The organism is Pseudomonas sp. TH07, assembly GCF_016651285.1.
GTDB lineage: Bacteria > Pseudomonadota > Gammaproteobacteria > Pseudomonadales > Pseudomonadaceae > Aquipseudomonas.
Genome location: NZ_JAEKED010000001.1, coordinates 5,006,002 through 5,019,541 on the forward strand (window position 1 = coordinate 5,006,002; position 13,540 = coordinate 5,019,541).

The window sequence follows — 13,540 nt, forward strand, 5'->3', positions numbered from 1 at the left end:
AGTTTCAGCCCAGTTGCTGCCGATAAGGCAGGTCCGGCCCGGTGCGGGTGCAGGTCAGGGCGGCGGCGCCGACCGCAAAGTCGAGCAGGGCGTCGACCTGGGCTTTGCTCAGTTGTGCCAGGCCCGCTGGTGAATCCAGCTGCTGCTCGGTCAGCCAGGCAATCAGGGCAGCCTGGAAGGTATCGCCGGCACCCACGGTGTCGGCAATTGTCACTGGTCGCGCCGGCACCGACCAACTGCCGTGGGCCCGGCTGAAGACCGTTGCGCCCTGGCCGCCGCGGGTCAGGAAGGCCAATTGGCAGCGCTGCTGCAGCCAGCCCTGGATCACTTCGGCAGGGTCCCGGTCAGGGTAGAGCAGGTTCAGGTCCTCGTCGCTGACCTTGATCAGGTCGGCATGCGGCACCAGGCTGCCGATACGCTGGCGCCACAGGCCGATATCAGGCTGCGGATTGAGCCGGACATTGGGGTCGAGGCTGATCAGGCGCTGACCGCTTTCGCGTTGCACCAGCGCTTGCAGGGTGTCACCAATGGGCTGCACCACCAGGGAAAACGAGCCGATATGCAAGCCGCGTACATCATTGCCCAACAACGGCAGATGGCTCGGTTGCAGCTGGCGGTCGGCGCAGCCTTCGCCGCGAAAGCTGTACTGGGGTGAGCCGTCAGCCCCCACGGCCACCATGGCCAGGGTGGTCGGCGCCTCGAACTGCACCAGGAAATCGGTGCGCACGCCTTCCTCCTGCAACACCTGATGCAGCCGGCGCCCGAGGAAGTCACTGGACAGGCCGGCCAGCAGGCCGACATCGACCCCGAGCCGCCGCAGTCCCACGGCCACGTTGAACGGCGAGCCACCGGCAATGGCCTGGTAATTCACCTTCGAGGTCAGGCCGCTGGCGTCGTCTTTGCTGAAGAAATCGAACAGCGCTTCGCCGCAAACAAGGTACATAAGTCATTACTCATCAATAGGTTACGTATTTTTATTAAAGCTTATTCTTGGGTTTGTGACCGAATCCCAGGGAATCCATGGCTCAAGGCGCTCCGGCAAGGCGTTTTCTGCAAGCAGAAAGCCTGATTTTCATGGATAAATTCGTTTAAAATCAAATAGATAAAACATAATTGTGATGTCGTTTGTACAGTTCGTGATAAGCGCTCACATTCGCCGCAATCGGCAGTGTTTCACTGCCCGGGTCCAGCGTGACACAGCGTTCGCACAATTCGCCCAGGGGGGTGTCGAGCCCGCTCTGGCGCGCCTGGCACCAGGCGGCCTGGATTGCCGCGCCCAGGGCTGCGGCTTCGCTCTGCTGGGTGCAGACCACCGGGGTGTCCATGATGTCGGCGACTATCTGCCGCCATACCGGGCTTTTCGAGCCGCCGCCGATCAGGCGGATGCTGCGGCTTTGCAGGCCATTGTTGCGCAGCAGGTCCAGGCCATAGCGCAGCCCGAAGGTGGTGCCTTCCACCACGGCGCGGCACAGATTGGCCTGGGTCAGGTTGTCCATGGTCAGCCCCAGCAGGCTGCCGGTGGCGTGGGGCAAGGCGGGCACCCGTTCGCCATTGAGGAACGGCAGCATGCACACGCCCTGGGCGCCGATCGGTGCTTGCTGTACCCGCTGGTTGAAGGTTTCCAGGTCCAGGCCCAGCAGTTCGCGCACCGCGCCGGTGGCATTGGTCAGGTTCATGGTGCAGATCAACGGTAGCCAGCCGCCGCTGGATGAACAGAAGCTCGCGACCGAGGCATCGCGGCTGACCTGGGGCTGGTCGGCATAGGCATACACAGTGCCGGACGAGCCGAGGCTGATGGTGATCGCCCCCGGCTGGATATTGCCGGTGCCAATGGCGCCCATCATGTTGTCGCCGCCGCCACTGGAAACCAGGGCGGCAGGGTTGAGCCCCAGGTGCCGGGCGATGTCCGGGAGGATGGTGCCCACCGCCTGCGCGGACTCGATCAGCGGCGGCAGTGCCGCCTGCAAGCGCCTGCTGGGATCGATATGGGCCAGCAGTTCCAGGTCCCACTGGCGGCTGCGCACATCGAAGTAGCCGGTGCCCGAGGCATCGCCGTATTCGCTGCAGGCGCGCCCGGTGAGCCAGAAGTTCAGGTAATCGTGGGGCAGCAGAATCCGCGCGATACGGGAGAACAGCTGCGGATGTTGCTCCTTGGTCCAGAGCAGCTTGGACACTGTGTAGCCCGGGGCTATCACCAGGCCCAGGCGTTCCAGCGAACCGGACTCGCCCCCCAGCCATTCCAGTAGTCGGTCGTTTTCCGCGGTGGATTCGGTGTCGCACCACAGTTTGGCCGGACGCAGCACCTGGCCCTGGTCGTCGAGCAGCACCAGGCCGTGCTGCTGCCCTGAAACGCCGATGCCGAGGATCTGCTGGCCATCGACTCCGGCCGCCTGCAAGGCCTGTGCGGTGGCGTGGCTGAAGGCTTGCAGCCACTGCTGGGGGTCTTGTTCACGCCGACCGTTGTCGCCGCTGATCAGGCTGTGGGGGGCCGCGCCCAGGCCCAGCACCTGACCGCTGTGGGTGTCGAGAATAATCGCCTTGGTGCCCTGGGTGCCGCAGTCGATCCCCAGAAACAGCTGCTGTGTGGTCATGAATCACCCTGCGCAAACTATGAAATCCAGCGTTTTCAGCCGTGGCTGGCCAGCACCCGCTCCAGGGTCTTGCTCACGCCGTGCTCGCGCAGGCTGGCCAAGCAGCGTTCGAAGGCTGCGACAAAGGCCGGCGAGCGGGCAAGGGCGCTGCCGAAGATTTCCTCGACCCCCAGCAGGCGCTGGGTCAGCAGGGCATCGTCGGCCACCAGGCCCTGGCAGAACTCGGCGCGGGGGTCGGGAATGCTGTAGCGCGTGCCGTTCTCGTCGACGCCCTTGAGGTACAGGGCCCAGGCCGCCACCACCAGGGCCGCGCGCTCGGTGTCGCGGCCGTCGGCAAGCAGGCGGTTGAGGGTAGGCACGGTGAACTTGGGAAACTTCGATGAACCGTCGGAACAGACCCGCTCCAACTGGTCGGCAATGGCCCGGTTGGAGAAGCGCGCCACCAGGGTGTCCTTGTAGTCGGCGAGGTCGATGCCTGGCACCGGCGCCAGTTGCGGGGTCACGTCCAGGTCCATATAGGCGCGCATGTAGGCGACGAACAGCGGGTCGGCCATGGTCTCGTGGACAAAACGGTAGCCCTTGAGGAACCCCAGGTAGGTCAGGGCCAGGTGGCTGCCATTGAGCAGCTTGATTTTCATCTCTTCGTAGGGCGTGACGTCGTCGGTGAACTGCACGCCGACCTGTTCCCAGGCCGGGCGTCCATTGACGAACTTGTCCTCCAGTACCCACTGCACAAAGGGTTCGCAGACCACCGGCCAGGCGTCGTCCACCGCGTGCTGGTCGTGCAGCTGCAAGCGGTGGGCGGTGCTGGTCATGGGCGTGATGCGATCGACCATGGCGTTGGGAAAGCTGACGTTGGCGGCAATCCAGTCGTGGAGGTCGGCGTCGCGCAGGGCGGCAAACGCCAGCAGCGCCTTGCGGGTCACCGCGCCGTTGTGCGGCAGGTTATCGCACGACATCAGGGTAAAGGCCGGGGTGCCGGCGGCCCGGCGCCGGGCCAGGGCCGCGCAGAGAAAGCCGAACACGGTTTTCGGCTGGGTCGGGTGGGCCAGGTCGTGCTGGATCTGCGGCAGGTGGGCCATGAACTCGCCGCTGCTGTCGTCGATGCAGTAGCCGCCCTCGGTGATGGTCAGGGACACGATGCGGATCTCGGGGCTGGCCAGTTTCTCGATCAGGGCCTGGGCGCCGTCCTCGGCCAGCAGCATGTCGCGGATCGCGCCGATGACCCGGACCTCGGTGTCGTCGCCATCGCCCAGCTCGAACAGGGTGAACAGGTAGTCCTGCTCCTTCAGGTCATCCCGCGCGCGGCGGTCTTCGGCGCGCAGCCCGATGCCGCAGATGGCCCAGTCCAGGCCGCTGCCGGTGTTCATCAGGGCGTCGGTGTAATACGCCTGGTGCGCACGGTGGAAACCGCCAACGCCGATGTGGGCGATGCCTTGGCGCGTGTCGTCCAGGGCGTAGGCGGGCAGTTGCACTTCAGAGGCGAGGCGGTGCAGGTTGGCGTGGTTGAGTTTCATCGCAGGTTCTCGGCTATCAGGCGGCGGCGCGCAGCGGGCGGGTCAGGGCCACGCCGTCGGCATCGAATAAATGGCAGTGTTCGGCGTCCAGGTGCAGGCTCAGGGTTTCGCCGTAGCGGCTGGCCAGGTCGCCGCGCACGCGCATGGTCAGGGCTTCGCCGGAAGCGGTCAGCACGTGGCAGAAGGTGTCGCTGCCCAGGCGTTCGCTGACGTCGGCCGTGACCTGCAGGGTGCAATCGCCGGGTTGGGCCAGGTTCAGGTGTTCCGGGCGGATGCCCAGGGTCACGGCGCCGCCGACGCTCAGCTTGGCGCCGCTCAGGGGCAGGCTGATGCGGGTGCCGGCATCCAGCAGCACTTCGCAGCCCTGGCTGTCGATCCGGGTCACCTGGCCCTTGAGAAAACCCATCTTCGGCGTGCCCAGGAACCCCGCGACAAACAGGTTGGCCGGCTGATGGTAGAGCTCCAGGGGCGAACCGACCTGCTCCACGCGGCCGCTGTTGAGCACCACCACCTTGTCCGCCAGGGTCATGGCTTCGACCTGGTCGTGGGTCACGTAGATCATGGTCGCCTGCAGTTCCTTGTGCAGGCGCGCCAGCTCCAGGCGCATCTGTACCCGCAGCGCGGCGTCGAGGTTGGACAAAGGCTCGTCGAACAGGAATATTTTCGGGTTGCGCACAATCGCCCGGCCAATGGCCACGCGCTGGCGCTGGCCGCCGGACAGCTGCTTGGGCTTGCGTTCGAGCATCGGCCCCAGTTCGAGGATCCGCGCCGCTTCATTGACCTTCTTCTCGACCTCGGCCTTGGCCACCCCGGCCAGGTCCAGGGCGAACGACATGTTCTTGCGCACGCTCATGTGCGGGTACAGGGCATAGGTCTGGAACACCATGGCCAGGTCGCGCTTGGCCGGGCTGACCTCGGTGATGTCGCGTCCGTCGAGCTCGATGGTGCCGCCGCTGACTTCCTCCAGCCCGGCAATCAGTCGCAGCAGGGTCGACTTGCCGCAGCCCGACGGGCCGACGAATACCACGAACTCCTTGTCGTTCACCTCCAGGTCGATGCCCTTGATGATGGAGAACCCTTCGAAACCTTTTTGCAGATTGTTGATTTTCAGGTGGGCCATGATGGGCCTCCGCTTCTAAATTCGTTGTTGTTTGAAGGTGCGGTTACTTCACAGCGCCGAAGGACAGGCCCCGGACCAGTTGTTTCTGGCTGATCCAGCCAAAGATCAGGATCGGCGCACAGGCCAGGGTCGACACCGCGGACAACTTGGCCCAGAACAAGCCTTCGGGGCTGGAGTAGGAGGCGATCAACGCGGTCAACGGCGCGGCATTGGAGGAGGTCAGGTTCAGCGACCAGAAGGCCTCGTTCCAGCACAGGATCAGCGACAGCAGCACGGTTGAAGCCAGGCCGCCCTTGGCGATCGGCAACAGTACCCGGACCATTTCCTGCAACAGGGTGGCGCCGTCCAGGCGCGCGGCCTCGAGGATGTCCCGGGGGATGTCCTTGAAGTAGGTGTAAATCATCCAGACCACGATCGGCAGGTTGATCAGGGTGTAGATGATGATCAGCGCGATCCGCGTATCCAGCAGGCCGAAGCTCTTGGCCAGCAGGTAGATCGGCATCAGCACCCCCACCGGCGGCAGCATCTTGGTCGACAGCATCCACAGCAGCGTGCTCTTGGTGCGCTGGGTTTCGTAGAAGGCCATGGAGTAGGCCGCCGGCACCGCAATCAACATCGCCAGGGCCGTGGCGCTGAAGGAAATCACCACCGAGTTCCAGGCAAAGGCGAAGTAATTGCTGCGCTCGTTGATGTGCAGGTAGTTCTCCAGGGTCGGCGTGAAGATGAACTGCGGCGGCGTGGCAAAGGCGTCGATTTCGGTCTTGAAGCTGGTCAGCACCATCCAGAAGATCGGGAAGAAGATCAGGATCGCGATGGCCCAGGCCAGGGTGCCGAGCAGCAGGCTTTGCAGGCGGCGGGATTGTTGAAGCGTCATGGCGCGGCCCTCAAGGCTTGTCAGTCAGGTTTTTGCCGAGCATGCGGACCAGGATGATCGCCGCGATATTGGCGATCACCACCGCGATCAGGCCGCCGGCAGAGGCCATGCCCACGTCGAACTGCACCAGCGCCTGGTTGTAGATCAGGTAGGCGAGGTTGGTCGAGGCGTAGCCGGGGCCGCCGTTGGTGGTGGTGAAGATTTCGGCGAACACCGAGAGCAGGAAGATGGTTTCGATCATCACCACCACGGCGATGGGGCGCGCCAGGTGGGGCAGGGTCAGGTGCCAGAAAATCGCAATCGCCCCGGCACCGTCCAGGCGCGCGGCTTCCTTCTGTTCCTGGTCCAGGGACTGCATGGCGGTCATCAGGATCAGGATGGCGAAGGGCAGCCACTGCCAGGACACAATGATGATGATCGACAGCAGCGGGTAGTGCGCCAGCCAGTCAACGGGCTCGGCGCCGAACACCTTCCACAGGGCCGCGAGAATCCCCGACACCGGGTGGAAAATCAGGTTCTTCCAGATCAACGCACCAACCGTGGGCATGATGAAAAACGGCGAGATCAGCAGCACCCGCACCAGGCCGCGGCCGAAAAACTCGCTGGCCTCCAGCAGGGCACTGATCAACACCCCGAACACCACACTGATCAGCAGCACGCTGCCCACCAGCAGCAGGGTGTTGGTGGCGCCGGGCAGGAAGCCCGAATCGGTGATGAAGTAGGTGAAGTTTTCCAGGCCGACGAATTGGTTTTCGCCGGGGTAGAGCAGGTTGTAGCGAATCAGCGAGAAGTACAGGGTCATGCCCAGGGGCACGATCATCCACAGCAGCAACAAGGCCACCGAAGGGCTGACGAGGAACCAGCCGGGGTTGATCAAGCGGCTTTTACGCGGCTTGTCCGGGGTCGCGGTTTGCACGGGGGCAGTGGTGGTATTCATAGCGATCACAGGCTCGTTAGGCGGCGGGGCCTTGCGCCGAGGGGCAGGCTCCCGCGGCGCAATGGGGGCATCTACAGACTATTTGGGGTAACCGGCGCGCTTCATTTCGCGCTCGGTGAAGGTCTGTGAATCCGCCAGGGCTTTTTCCACGGTCGAGCCGCCGGTCAGCGCGCTGGAGAAGAACTTGCCGACCTGGGTACCAATGGCCTGGAATTCAGGAATGGTCACCAACTGGATGCCCACATACGGCACCGGCTTGGCCGATGGGTCTTTGGGGTCGGCGACTTTCAGCGATTCGAGCGTCACCTTGGCAAAGGGCGCCGCCTTCATGTACTCGTCGCGGTAGGTCGAGGTGCGGGTGCCTGGCGGTACGTTGGCAATCCCATCAGTCTTGGCGACCAACTGGCTGTATTCCTTGGACGTGGCCCAGGTGGTGAAGACCTTGGCGGCGTCCTTGGCTTTGGAACTGGTCGGAATCCCCAGGGACCAGGAGTACAGCCACGAAGCACCTTTTTCGGTTTTCTCGTGGGGGGCAAAGGTGAAGCCGACGTGGTCAGCCACCTTGCTCTGAGTCTTGTCGGTCACGAACGAGCCGGCGACGCTGGCATCGACCCAGATCGCGCACTTGCCGCTGTTGAACAGGGCGAGGTTTTCGTTGAAACCGTTGCTGGAGGCCCCCGGTGGGCCGGATTTCTTCATGTTGTCGACGTAGAAATTCAGCGCGTCTTTCCATTCCGGCCCGTTGAATTCGGGTTGCCACTTCTCATCGAACCAGCGCGCACCGTAGCCGTTGGCCAGGGTGGTGATCAGCGCCATGTTCTCGCCCCAGCCGGCCTTGCCACGCAGGCACAGGCCGTATTGCTCTTTGCTCTTGTCGGTGAGTTTTGCCGCGAATTCGCCGATCTGGGTCCAGGTCGGGTGCTCGGGCATGGTCAGCCCGGCGTCCTTGAACAGGTCGGTGCGGTAGTAGGTGATCGAGCTTTCGGCGTAGAACGGCAGGGCGTACAGCGCGCCCTTGACGGAAAGGCCGTCGCGTACGGAAGGGAAGACATCCTCCAGGTCGTAGTTCGCCGGCAGGTCTTTCATCGGCTCCAGCCAGCCCTTGGCGCCCCAGAGTGCGGCTTCGTACATGCCGATGGTCAGCACGTCGAACTGTCCGCCCTGGGTGGCGATGTCGGTGGTCAGGCGTTGGCGCAGTACGTTTTCTTCGAGCACCACCCAGTTGAGCTTGATGTCCGGGTGTTCGCTCTCGAAGGTTTTCGAGAGTTTTTGCATGCGAATCATGTCGCTGTTGTTGACGGTGGCGATGGTGACGGTCTGTGCCGCGAAGGTGACGCCGCTGAGGGTCATGCAGGTGGTGACGAGCAGAGCTTTTACCGAAGGTTTCATCGTGCACTCCTCTTCCGGGCCCAGGGGGCGACAGAAGGACGGTTATTGTTTTTGTGTCTTCCGCAGACCAGGAAGATGTGCGCTGATTACAGCCCTCAAAACCCTCGCTGACAAATCATCCCTGACACTTTAATCGATACTTTTTTGCACTCGGTGCCAACGGCAATATCCCCAGCGATCGCTGTTTGAGCGGGCCCGGGCTCAATGGGCGCTGCAAGAAAGGCGCAAAAAGCGTATTGGTTTTGGTGTGGGCACGGGCCTCTCAGCCAAAAGGCCACTGGCTTTTTAGCTGCCACTGCCTAAGATGGCCGACCCATCCCCCCTGTACAGGAAGCTGTTAAGCGCGATGTCGGAAAAAGACACCATTTCCATTCACCTGGTGCGTGAAGCGCTGTTGCAGAGCTGTGCCCGTGGTGCGGCCAGCGTTGAAGCCCTGAATAAGGTCGGCATCGACCCGCAGTTGCTCGATGACCCCGCCGCCCGAGTTCCGGCCACGGCCTATGCGCGCCTGTGGCGCTTGCTGGCGCGGCGCCTGGACGATGAGTTTTTTGGCATGGACCCGCGCAAGCTCAGGTCCGGCAGCCTGGCGTTTCTGTGTCGTTCGTCCATGGCCCAGCTCAACCTGGCGGCGGGGCTGGCGTCGGGACTGGGGTTTCTGTCACTGATGCTCGAACGCCTGCCGGCGCAACTGGTGCGCCAGCAGAGCCTGGCGGAAATCGTGCTGCTGGAGGACGATCCGCAGCCGGGTCGCGCCTTCACTTACTTCACCTACTGGATGATCGTGCACGGCGTGGCCTGCTGGCTGGCCGGGCGGCGGATCCCGATCCTGGCCATCGAGCTGCGGTGCCCAGAGCCGGACTTCTGCGACGACTACAAGGTGATGTTTTCCGAAAACCTGCGTTTCGACCGGCCGCGCACGCGGATGATCTTTGCCGCCGATTGCCTGGACCTGCCGATCAAGCGCAGCTTCGAAGAACTCAAGCGCTTTTTGGCCCATGCCCCGGCCAATATCCTGGTCAAGTACCGCGACCCGCAGAGCCTGGCCAGCCGCATCAAGCACGACTTGCGCCAGCTTGCGGCCGAGCAGTGGCCGGAGACCGAGAGCCTGGCCCTGAGCCTGTGCATGTCGGCCTCGACCCTGCGCCGGCGTCTGGCGGAAGAGGGCCAGACCTACCAGGGCCTCAAGGACAGCGTGCGCAAGGAGCTGGCGATCATCTGGCTGGCCGAGCCGCAGATCAGCTTTGCCGAAATCGCCAGCCGCCTCGGGTTCGCCGATGCCAGCTCGTTCTACAAGGCCTTTCGCAAATGGTCCGGTTCCAACCCCGGGCATTACCGCAGCCTGATTCTCAACGAAGCCCACTGACCCCGCGCAGCGGTCAGGCCGAGCGCACTTGGCGGCGCGCGGCCTCTTCGCGCACGGCGGGGAGGATCCAGCGCCCGTAGTCGACGGTGTCGTACAGCGGGTCGTAACCGCGGTTGAGGAAGGTGGTGACCCCCAGGTCGACGTAGTCCAGCAGGGCCTGGGCCACGGTTTCCGGGGTGCCGACCAGGGCGGTGGTGTCGCCATAGGCGCCGACGGCGGTGGCGGTGGGCATCCACAGCGCGCGGTCATGGCGGTCGCCCCGGGCGGCGGCGGCCAGCAGGCGTTCCGAGCCGGTGCCCTTGATCCGTTTCTGCCAGGGGCTGCCGGCGGCGAACTGCGGGTTGGCCTTGATCTGCGCCAGGATCTGCTCGGCGCGTTGCCAGGCCAGTTCCTCGGTGGCCCCCAGGATCAGCCGGACCGAAAGGCTGACCCGGGGTGCCGCGACTCCAGCGGCCTGGGCGGCGGCCTTGAGTTTGGCAATCTGCTCGGCGACCCCGCTCAGGGGCTCGCCCCACAGCGCATACAGGTCCGCATGCTTGACCGCGATCTGGTAGGCGATGTCCGAGGACCCGCCGAAGGAAATCGGGATGTGCGGCTGTTGCAGCGGCTTGACCGGGGAAAACGCGCCCTTGATGTTGAAGTACTGCCCTTCGAAATCGAATGGTTCCTCGGCGGTCCAGGTACGGCGCACGATCTCCAGGTACTCGTCGGTGCGTTTGTAGCGCTCGGTCTTGTCCAGCAGGGTGTCGCCTTCCTGGGGTTCGGCGGTGATGCCGGTGATGGCATGCAGGCGAATTCGCCCGCCGCCGGTGGTGTGGTCCAGGGTGGCGAAGGCCCGGGCAGCGACGGTCGGCGCCGTGAGGGCCGGGCGGTGGGCAATCATGAAGCCCAGGCGCTCGGTGTGGGCGGCGGCATAGGCGGCGATCTGCAAGCTGTCGGCACTGCCCGGGCCGCTGGCGATCAGCACCCGGTCAAAGCCGGCGTGCTCATGGGCGCGGGCGTGGTGGCGAATGAACTCCAGATCAAAATCCGGGCTGCGCACGCCCCGGGTCTCGGACCATTGGCGAGGGAAAATCATGCCGACAAATTCAATGCTCATCTCGGGTTTCCTGAGGGTGTGATTAATCAATCCGTAGCGGCTCTGTAGCCGCTGCCGCTACAGCTGTTAAAACTGGTAATCCACCTGGGCCAGCAGGGTGCGGCCGGGCATGGGTTGCAAGAAGGTGTTGGTGGAACCGGCGAGGCCGCTGACGAAGTTCAGTTCGTTGGTCAGGTTGAGCACGCGCAAGGTGGTGCTCCACTGGGGCTGGCGGTAGTACAGGGCCAGGTCGAGGTTGTATTCGTCGGGGATCTTCACGGTCTTGCTCAGGTTCAGGTACCAGCTGCTGGTCCACCAGCCGGAAAGCTCGGCGCCAAAACCTGAGTCGAAGCGGTAGTCGACATAGCCACTGGCGGTGTATTCCGGGATTTGCACCGCGTCGAAGCGCCCGGAAGGCCGCTGGTTGAGGCTGTTGTTGTCGCCGAACACGGTGCCGTTGTCGGCGACGAAACCGGCCGAGGCAAAGCCTGCCTGGGAGGTGAACTCGTTGTAGGCGTTGAGCTTGGACAGGTTCAGGCCGCTGCGCAGGTGGTCGCTGGGTTGGTAGCGCAGGGTGGATTCCACGCCCTTGATCACCAGCCGCGCGATGTTGTTATTGCTGTCCGGGGCCTGGTCGCGGGCCTGCTTGAACGCGGCCAGGGTCATGAACAACTGGTCGGGCACGGCTTCGACCTTCAGCCCGACTTCATGCAGCACGCTCAGGCTCTGGAAGGCCAGGGGGTTGAGCTGGTTGGCGCCAGCGCCGCTGCCCCAGCCCAGGCCGTTGGAGAAGAACCCGGTATTGACCGCCAGGGAGCGGTCGAAGGTGTAGTACAGGGTGCTGTTTTCGGTCGGCTTGACGTAGGGGCTGACCTGAAACGAGAACAGCCGGTAGTTGTTGCTGTCCTTGCGCGGGTTGCCGCCGGCGAGGACGAAGGGGTTTTCGATCTCGGCATCGATCCAGCTGCGGCTGGCGCCGATGTTCAGGCCCAGGCGCTCGCCGAAGTGCAGGTTGTGCTGGCTGAACAGGGTGCGGGTGGTCCAGGTGCTTTCGGCGGTGTAGGGCGCCACGGATTCGGCGTACAGGCCGTGGCCGGCGGGGTACATGGCACCCAGGTTGAGCCAGCCGTAGTAGCTGGAGTACTGGGGCACCCCGGGCTGGCCGATCCAGGCGCCATTGCCGCCGGCAGGGTTGCTGCCGGTGAGCCCCAGCAGGTCGCCGGGGTTCTTGCCCGATGGGTCCTGAGTCAGGTCGTAGGCGTTGATGGTGTTGCCGAAGTTGTTGTTGGCGGCAATCGACTGGTTGAACTCGCGGCGGTAGATCAGCCCGCTGTTGCTGTCATCGCGCAGGGTCCAGTCGCCGAGTCGGGTTTCATTGCGCGAGCGGAACTCGAAACGGTTGTCGAACAGGTTGTCCCTGGACTGCACCTGGAACGAACCCACGGCGTCGGTCAGGTCCCTGGAGCGCTGGTAGAAGGTGCTGTTGGCCAGGGTGATGCTTGGCGACAGGTCAGCTTCGACCCGCAGCTGGGTGGTGAAACGCCGCGAGCTGTTTTCGTCCTCCTTGCGCTGCCCGGTCTGCGACGACAGCGAGGTCAGGCCGTTGCCCGCCAGGGTCGGGTCATAGACCCAGCCGCGCAGGCTGCCGGGGCTGGCCTGGGTGTTGGGCGAGGCGGTCTGGAAGCTGCCGTCCACCACTGCGTACTGGCCCTGGGCGTTGCGCTGGCGCTGGACCCAGCCCAGGGTCGGTGCATCGGCGGCCCCCGAGGCCAGGACCGGCGACCACAGGGTGTTGCCGTTCTGGATGATCGGCGTGGCGCGCCCGGCATAGTACTGGCCGCTGTCCACCAGTTGCTGGGTGGCGCGGTTCCAGCCGTGGGTGATGTTGTAGTCGTAGTAATTGTCGTAGCTGGCGTTCCAGTCGACCCGCACGCTGTCGTTGCGCCAGGCCAGGGCACCGTAGAAGGCGTCGAAGTTATTGTCGACGTTGTCGTAGAAGTCCTGCTGGCGCTGCTTGGTGATGCTCAGGCGGTACGCCAGGTTGTCGCTCAACGGCCCGGTGTTATCGATGCTGAATTTGCTCGAGTCCCGGGACTCGCCATCGGGAATCCACGACCCCAGCTCGCCGCTGAGCTTGGTCTTGAACTCGTTGAAATTGGGTTTCTTGCTCAGGTAGTTGACGTAGCCACCGCTGCCGGACACCGAGCCGTAGGTCACGGAAGAGGGCCCGGCGACGATATCGGCACCCTCGTAGGCGTTGAAGTTGGCCGGGTGGCGCACGCCATAGGCGCGCTGACCGTCCTGGAACACTTCCGAGCCCTGGGCCCGGAACTGCGGGGCGATGCCGGCGTTCTGCCCGCCACCGCGGGTGATGCCGGGGGCGTACTTGACCAGGTCATCGGCGCTGCGGATCGAGTCGTTGGCCAACTGCTCGGCGTTGACCTGGGTCACCGAGCGCGGGGTGTCGAGCACTTTGCCCTCAAGGCCACCGTAGACCGAGGTCGGCGGGCGGGTGGGCAGGGCGTCGTCCTCGGACTCGCTGGCGCTGGCCTGGACCGTGACGGTTTGCAGCTGGGTATCGGCGGCAAACGCCTGGATCGGCAGGCTTGCAGCCAGCAGCAGAGGTAAACGCAAGGCGATAGCGTGCATGGCAGAAATGCCCCTTGAAAAA

The 13,540-nt window shown here is 64.1% G+C and carries 10 protein-coding genes; 1 reads left to right on the forward strand and 9 read right to left on the reverse strand.

From position 1 onward, the window contains the following. Nucleotides 1-4: 4 nt before the first annotated feature. From JFU57_RS22940 to JFU57_RS22970, 7 genes are all read right to left on the reverse strand, one after another. Nucleotides 5-943, reverse strand: coding sequence for a carbohydrate kinase family protein (locus JFU57_RS22940; RefSeq protein WP_201130864.1), 939 nt, complete (start codon nucleotides 941-943; stop codon nucleotides 5-7). Nucleotides 944-1,094: 151 nt separating this feature from the next. Further along, a complete protein-coding gene (gene xylB, locus JFU57_RS22945; RefSeq protein ID WP_201130865.1) occupies nucleotides 1,095-2,591 on the reverse strand; it encodes a xylulokinase in 1,497 nt (498 codons plus the stop codon). 35 nt (nucleotides 2,592-2,626) lie between these two features. Beyond that, nucleotides 2,627-4,108, reverse strand: coding sequence for a mannitol dehydrogenase family protein (locus JFU57_RS22950; protein ID WP_201130866.1), 1,482 nt, complete (start codon nucleotides 4,106-4,108; stop codon nucleotides 2,627-2,629). Between the two features lie 16 nt (nucleotides 4,109-4,124). Next, nucleotides 4,125-5,228: an ABC transporter ATP-binding protein gene (locus tag JFU57_RS22955; protein WP_078472232.1), complete on the reverse strand. Its 1,104-nt coding sequence runs from the start codon at nucleotides 5,226-5,228 to the stop codon at nucleotides 4,125-4,127. A 43-nt stretch (nucleotides 5,229-5,271) separates the two neighbouring features. Next, complete coding sequence (locus JFU57_RS22960) at nucleotides 5,272-6,102, reverse strand: carbohydrate ABC transporter permease (protein WP_078472233.1); 831 nt, start codon at nucleotides 6,100-6,102, stop codon at nucleotides 5,272-5,274. A 10-nt stretch (nucleotides 6,103-6,112) separates the two neighbouring features. Beyond that, nucleotides 6,113-7,039 carry a carbohydrate ABC transporter permease gene (locus JFU57_RS22965; protein WP_201130867.1) on the reverse strand — a complete coding sequence of 309 codons (927 nt, stop codon included), beginning with the start codon at nucleotides 7,037-7,039 and terminating at the stop codon, nucleotides 6,113-6,115. A 78-nt stretch (nucleotides 7,040-7,117) separates the two neighbouring features. Further along, a complete protein-coding gene (locus JFU57_RS22970; RefSeq protein ID WP_201130868.1) occupies nucleotides 7,118-8,428 on the reverse strand; it encodes an ABC transporter substrate-binding protein in 1,311 nt (436 codons plus the stop codon). A gap of 346 nt (nucleotides 8,429-8,774) precedes the next feature. Between JFU57_RS22970 and JFU57_RS22975 the strand changes: the two genes are divergently transcribed. Beyond that, entirely contained in the window at nucleotides 8,775-9,791 is a 1,017-nt protein-coding gene (locus JFU57_RS22975) for an AraC family transcriptional regulator (protein ID WP_201130869.1), read from the forward strand. 13 nt (nucleotides 9,792-9,804) lie between these two features. On the opposite strand, the gene JFU57_RS22980 is transcribed toward JFU57_RS22975, so the two are convergent. Both JFU57_RS22980 and JFU57_RS22985 read right to left on the reverse strand, forming a co-directional pair. Beyond that, nucleotides 9,805-10,890, reverse strand: coding sequence for an LLM class flavin-dependent oxidoreductase (locus JFU57_RS22980; protein ID WP_201130870.1), 1,086 nt, complete (start codon nucleotides 10,888-10,890; stop codon nucleotides 9,805-9,807). Between the two features lie 66 nt (nucleotides 10,891-10,956). Continuing rightward, the gene (locus tag JFU57_RS22985; protein ID WP_201130871.1) at nucleotides 10,957-13,518 is read right to left on the reverse strand and encodes a TonB-dependent receptor plug domain-containing protein; all 2,562 of its coding nucleotides are present in this window, start codon (nucleotides 13,516-13,518) and stop codon (nucleotides 10,957-10,959) included. Nucleotides 13,519-13,540: the final 22 nt, after the last annotated feature.

Coding starts and splice junctions, on each gene's coding strand:
- JFU57_RS22960 (WP_078472233.1), bottom strand. CDS start 6,102: ATGACGCTTCAACAATCCCGCCGCCTGCAAAGCCTGCTGCTCGGCACC.
- JFU57_RS22985 (WP_201130871.1), bottom strand. CDS start 13,518: ATGCACGCTATCGCCTTGCGTTTACCTCTGCTGCTGGCTGCAAGCCTG.
- JFU57_RS22965 (WP_201130867.1), bottom strand. CDS start 7,039: ATGAATACCACCACTGCCCCCGTGCAAACCGCGACCCCGGACAAGCCG.
- xylB (WP_201130865.1), bottom strand. CDS start 2,591: ATGACCACACAGCAGCTGTTTCTGGGGATCGACTGCGGCACCCAGGGC.
- JFU57_RS22980 (WP_201130870.1), bottom strand. CDS start 10,890: ATGAGCATTGAATTTGTCGGCATGATTTTCCCTCGCCAATGGTCCGAG.
- JFU57_RS22975 (WP_201130869.1), top strand. CDS start 8,775: ATGTCGGAAAAAGACACCATTTCCATTCACCTGGTGCGTGAAGCGCTG.
- JFU57_RS22955 (WP_078472232.1), bottom strand. CDS start 5,228: ATGGCCCACCTGAAAATCAACAATCTGCAAAAAGGTTTCGAAGGGTTC.
- JFU57_RS22940 (WP_201130864.1), bottom strand. CDS start 943: ATGTACCTTGTTTGCGGCGAAGCGCTGTTCGATTTCTTCAGCAAAGAC.
- JFU57_RS22950 (WP_201130866.1), bottom strand. CDS start 4,108: ATGAAACTCAACCACGCCAACCTGCACCGCCTCGCCTCTGAAGTGCAA.
- JFU57_RS22970 (WP_201130868.1), bottom strand. CDS start 8,428: ATGAAACCTTCGGTAAAAGCTCTGCTCGTCACCACCTGCATGACCCTC.